Raw genomic sequence first — 5,337 nt, 5'->3', positions numbered from 1 at the left:
GTCGTGGGTTGGTGAAATACGCGGGCGGTAAGTAGATCTCGGCGTCGCGGGCGCTGAATCCGGAGACCGTCCCCGCAATCGTGACCGTGCTGACCTTGCCGGCCGACGGCATGTCCGCGGGAGCCTTCCATTGCGAAACCGGTACCGCCCCGTCCTTGCCGTCGTCCAGGTCGGCAAGGGAAACCTTCTCCGCATCCGAGAGTCCCAGCGCTGTTCCCAACGTCGGATACGACTGGAACTGCAGATTCACGTGAGCCGCGCTCGACACGACCACCAGGAGCACGGAGACCACGGTGAGCACGCGACCGTCGATCCGCGTCGCCGCAAATACCCGCGAAACACCCAGCAGCACGCCGAGAATGCCCAACCCGATCCACACGTAGACCGGACGGGCAATCGGATCGGGGAACGGGTGCCACACCTTCTCGATCAGCCAGTACAGCACGAGAGTGATCGCGATTGCCGCGACGATGCAGACCGGAATCGAGATCAGCACGTGACGCCTCGATCTCGAGAAGATCAGCCACAGAAGTGCCAGAATTCCGAGCACCGTCACCACGGGCGGAACCGGGCCCGTGACCAGCGACAGATGTGCACGTCGTCTCCCGTCGCAGCCCTGTTTAGACAATATCCAAGAACAGGACATTTCGGAGCTGATGGCGTCAGATCACCGCGTTCGACGCCTGGGCACGTAGGTCTCGGGCCAGGTGATCCCGACGCTCGAGAACAAGCCTCCGCAGCGACGCGGGCGCCTCCGCATTGGCCTGGATCCAGGAATCGACAGCAGAGGTGTCTTCAGCTGCCGGGAAGAGTCCGTTCACCAACCGTCGGGCGATCTCGATGCTGCGTTCGGACCACCACTTCCCCAGGGACGAGAAGTACTCTGCCGCATATCCCTCGATCAACGACGGGTCCGTGCCCGAACGGAATCCGGCGATCCTCGCATCCAGGCGGTCGTTCGAGAGTGAGCCGTCAGTGGTCGCCGACGCCCAGGCAGCCGCCTTGGTCTCGGCATCGGGAATCGACGCCGCGGCGCGGACGTACGCCGTTCGACCCGCTGACGTGCTGTCCTTGCTCAGCTCACCGTCGAAGTCGCTCACACTCGCATGTCCGGTCGCCGACAGGGCGATCCACAATGCCCACCGCAGATCAGGATCGAGAGCCAGTCCGACCGGCCCCGGGCAGGTGCCGTCGAGTATCGACCGCACCTCGTCGGCGCGAGCATCGTTGACCGCTGCAGCGGCCGACAGAGCCCGTGCCCATGCCAGCTGTCTTCCGGACTCCGGTTCGGCTTCGAACACCGCCTTCCAGGTCGTTTCCAACCAGCCTGCACTTACATTGGGCCGCAAGCTTTTCGGAACGTAGTGAAGAACCGCGTATTGGGCATCGGTCAGGATCGAGCTGAGAATCGCAAGATCTGTCTCCGCGGGAGCGAATCGTTCCACCATGTCGAGGTACCGGAACACCGAGAGCTGCGCATCACGCACCGAGTTCCACAGCGACGACCAGATCACCCCGCGCGCAAGCGGATCGCTCACGCGGTCCAGGGATGCCTCGACAGTGGACAGAGATTCCGCGTCCAATCGCACCTTGGCGTAGGTGAGGTCTTCGTCGTTGAGCAGTGTGAGTGCTCCGGGCGGAAGGTCGACCGACGTGCGTGATTCGGTGATGTCGAGTTCGACGCGTTCGGTGCGAACAAGGTCTCCGGACTCGTTGTAGTCGTAGATTCCGACTGCGAGCCGATGCGGCCTCGGGTCCGTCTGGACCAGGTGTGTTCCGTCGAGCGACAGCGTGGACACCCCGGTGGTCTGCAACCAGATTCGGGCCCATTCGCGCACGTCGCGCCCGGAAGTCTCCGTGAGCACGTCGAGCAGATCAACAAGCGTGGTGTTTCCGTACGCGTGAGCCTTGAAGTACCGGCGTGCCGCTTCGAAGAACGCGTCACGCCCGACGAACGCCACAAGTTGTTTGAGGACACTGGCGCCCTTGGCATAGGTGATTCCGTCGAAGTTCAGCTTCGCAGCTTCGAGATCGACGATGTCGGCGACGACAGGATGCGTGGTCGGCAGCTGATCTTGGAGGTACGCCCACGCCTTCCGCTTGATGGCAAATGCCACCCAGGCATCGGTGAAGCGAGTGGCTTCGGCGCTGACCAGCGATCCCATGAAATCGGCAAAAGATTCCTTGAGCCACAGGTCGTCCCACCAGACCATGGTCACGAGATCGCCGAACCACATGTGCGCCATTTCGTGCAGGATCGTGTTGGCGCGGCGCTGATGCTGCTCGTCGGTTGCGGTGCCGCGGAACACGTATGCCTCGGTGAAGGTCACCAGTCCCGGGTTCTCCATGGCGCCGAGGTTGTACTCGGGGACAAAGATCTGGTCGTACTTGCCGAACGGATACGGATAGTCGAAGTACTCGGCGTAGAAGTCCAGCCCCTGACGGGTGATGTCGAAAACGTTGTCTGCATCAAGGTGTGGAGCCAACGACGCCCGGCACAGCGCACCCAACTCGACAGTGAGTTCGCCGCGACTCCACGACGACGCCACGCGGTGATACGGCCCGGCCGCGATCGCGGTGATGTAGGTCGAGATCGGCAGCGTCGGGGCGAAAGTGACGCGTTGTGCACCGTCCACGGAGAGAGTCTGGGTCGCGGGCTGATTCGACAGGACTTCCCAGCCGTCAGGTGCTGTCACCTCGAATGTGAAGGGCGCCTTGAGGTCCGGCTGCTCGAAGCAGGCGAAAACACGCCTGGCATCGGCCGGCTCGTATTGCGTGTACAGATACGTCTGATCGTCAGCGTCGTCGACAAATCGGTGCAGCCCTTCACCGGAACGGCTGTAGTTGCCGTGAGCTGCCACCCGAACGACGTTCGATCCGCCGAGTCCGCGCAGCACGATCCGGGATCCGTCGTACTCCACCGGAATCGACGCACCGTCGACGTCCACGGAATCGACTGCAGCACCGATGAAATCGAGCCACGTGGACTCCACCGAGGACGTCAGATCAATTGTCGTGACCGTCGAAAAGGTCTTCACGGCGGAGTCGACCGCCGATCGCAGATCCAACTCCACCCGGTAACCGGCGACGGAGATGGCTCGAGATCGTTCGGCGACTTCGCTTCGATTCAGGTTCGCAGTACTCACGCACTCGATCCTGCCAGGCCGCGCGCGGCGATGTGAGCCGCCGTGCGCCTATCCCTTGAACGCGCCCTGCCAGACGGTGTCGAACGGCGTGTGTGCCGAGACGCGGCCTTCGATGCCCGCCGTGACGAACTTCTTTGCCAGAGCGACGGCTTCTCCCACGTCGGCGCCTTTTGCCAGCTCCGCGGTCACTGCGGCGGCCAGCGTGCAACCGGCACCCGAGACGCGCTCTTCGCCGACCTTGGGGGCGGAGAGAACAGTCACGTCGGTCCCGTCGAACAACACGTCGACGGCGTCGCCACCGGCGAGTTCGACACCGCCCTTTGCGAGCACGTACTTGGGTCCGAGATCATGGATACGACGTGCGGCCTCGATGAGGTCGTCGACGCTTTCGATGCTGTCCATTCCGGCGAGGGTGCGTGCCTCGAACAGGTTGGGTGTGACGACGGTGGCGAGCGGGAGGATCGAATCACGAAGTGCTGTATCGGTATCGAGAGCCGCGCCGGGCTCCTGGCCCTTGCAGATGAGGACCGGGTCGAGGACGACGTGGCGCCAGGACTGCCGACGCAGGCCCTCTGCCACAACCTCGATGGTGGCGGGCGTGCCCAACATGCCGATCTTGACGACGTCCAGATCGTGAGCCGCAGTGGCAGCCTCGATCTGATCAGCGATCACGTCAGGAGCGATCGGTACGAAGCGATGACCCCAGTTGTTCTTGGGATCGAACGAGACGATACATGTGGTGGTCGCTACGCCGTAGACGTCCAATGCCTGGAACGTCTTCAGGTCGACCTGCAGGCCGGCACCGCCAGTCGCTTCGGACCCAGCGATGACATAGGCGAGGTCAACCACAGCACAATCTCCTTCTTCGGACTTTCGAAACGTGCGTGGATGGCCACGAACGCGGGACCCAGTTTATCAACCGTTCCGACGTCTGGTTTTCGGCTATGCGGGCACCGGAGTTCCCCACGCGACGTCGTTGTCCTCGTATCCGAACGGCGGACCGACGAACTCGCCGCCGCAGGTGATCAGCGCGAGGGTTTCGGGTCCGTCGAGGCTGTTCAATCGCTCGACCGGCAGCTCGCCGTCCTTGCTGTAGTGATCGACCGCATCGATACGGTAGTTCCAGGTCTGTCCCCCGGCGCCCGCCACGGTCACGACCGAGCCGATTTCCAGTGTCGAGAACTTCTTTCCGAAACCGTCACCCTGATAGATGTCGTTGATGTGTCCGGTGATCACCACGGTGCCCGCGCCGGAGCCGGGAAATGCCGAATCTGCCCACCATCCGATCTCACTGACATCCTCGGGCGGAATGAGCGAGCCGTCTGCCGTCGTCTTGATCGGCAGAACGTCAGCGGTGCTGTCGACTATGCGAAGCGTGCTCGGGACATCCGGACTGTCGACTGCGGCGCGAACTGCCGGCGGCAAAGCTTCCTGGCCGGTCGCGAGGACTCGAGTCGGCGAGTTCCCGTCGTCGGAGCATCCGCCGACCAGGAACATCGTTGCCACTGCCGCAGCGACCCATGTCCGACGGATCACAGATCCGTGTGTCGCTGTCACGGACGAGAAGTCGGGCCGGACGGAATCTGGGAAATTGGTACTCGGTTTCCTACGTCACGACCGGGAAGTGCGTCACCGGAATCCCCACCGTTGCCACCGGAACCGTCACCACCGCTGCCGTTTCCGCCACCGCTTCCATTCCCCCCGCCGCCGGGGCCGGGGCCGGGGCACTCACCTCCCGGATCGGTGGTGTCGCCTGCCAAGACAATCTTGACTGCCGAGAGGTTGACCGTCTGGTTCTGCGCGACTTGTCCAGGAGTTGTGACGTCGAATGCGAGCTTGGCACGAACCGGAATGACGGAGCCGTCGTCGGCATCGGTGACCGTTGATCCTGAGCGACCGAGATCTTGGGTCAACGTCATTCTGGAGATCAAATCCTGATCTCCGGTCAAGCCGGCGCCGTCGATCCGAAGGGTCCCTCGGACGGGACTTCCGTGGGCTCTGATCGTCACCGATGCGCGAAACTCGAGGATGTCTCCCGGCACTGTCCGCCACGCCTCGATCGAGTTGATCTTCGTTCCCGGTGAACCAGTCGAGATGTCGTACCAACCGTCTATCACTGCCGGATCGAGTGACATCGAATTGTCGTTGATCTCGGGAGTGCACGCGTGGGTGAGTGCGACCGGTGCTGCCG

Annotated in this window: 4 protein-coding genes and 1 pseudogene; all 5 read right to left on the bottom strand. The window is 62.9% G+C overall.

The annotated features are described in order from the left end of the window. Window positions 1-628 (bottom strand): annotated as a pseudogene (locus tag RWT78_RS27980) (esterase); the annotation flags it as partial. A 34-nt stretch (window positions 629-662) separates the two neighbouring features. Beyond that, on the bottom strand, window positions 663-3,146 hold the full coding sequence (pepN, locus tag RWT78_RS27975) for an aminopeptidase N (RefSeq protein WP_314682489.1): 2,484 nt from the start codon (window positions 3,144-3,146) through the stop codon (window positions 663-665). Between the two features lie 48 nt (window positions 3,147-3,194). Further along, window positions 3,195-3,995, bottom strand: coding sequence for a bifunctional hydroxymethylpyrimidine kinase/phosphomethylpyrimidine kinase (thiD, locus tag RWT78_RS27970; RefSeq protein WP_003946192.1), 801 nt, complete (start codon window positions 3,993-3,995; stop codon window positions 3,195-3,197). A gap of 93 nt (window positions 3,996-4,088) precedes the next feature. After that, the gene (locus RWT78_RS27965; RefSeq protein ID WP_314682484.1) at window positions 4,089-4,682 is read right to left on the bottom strand and encodes a class F sortase; all 594 of its coding nucleotides are present in this window, start codon (window positions 4,680-4,682) and stop codon (window positions 4,089-4,091) included. Between the two features lie 17 nt (window positions 4,683-4,699). Continuing rightward, a partial coding sequence (locus tag RWT78_RS27960; protein WP_314682482.1) for a hypothetical protein occupies window positions 4,700-5,337 on the bottom strand: 638 nt, incomplete at its 5' end.

The organism is uncultured Rhodococcus sp. (assembly GCF_963525155.1).
Taxonomy (GTDB): domain Bacteria; phylum Actinomycetota; class Actinomycetes; order Mycobacteriales; family Mycobacteriaceae; genus Rhodococcus_F; species Rhodococcus_F qingshengii.
This window is presented reverse-complemented; position numbering and strand designations above follow the sequence as displayed.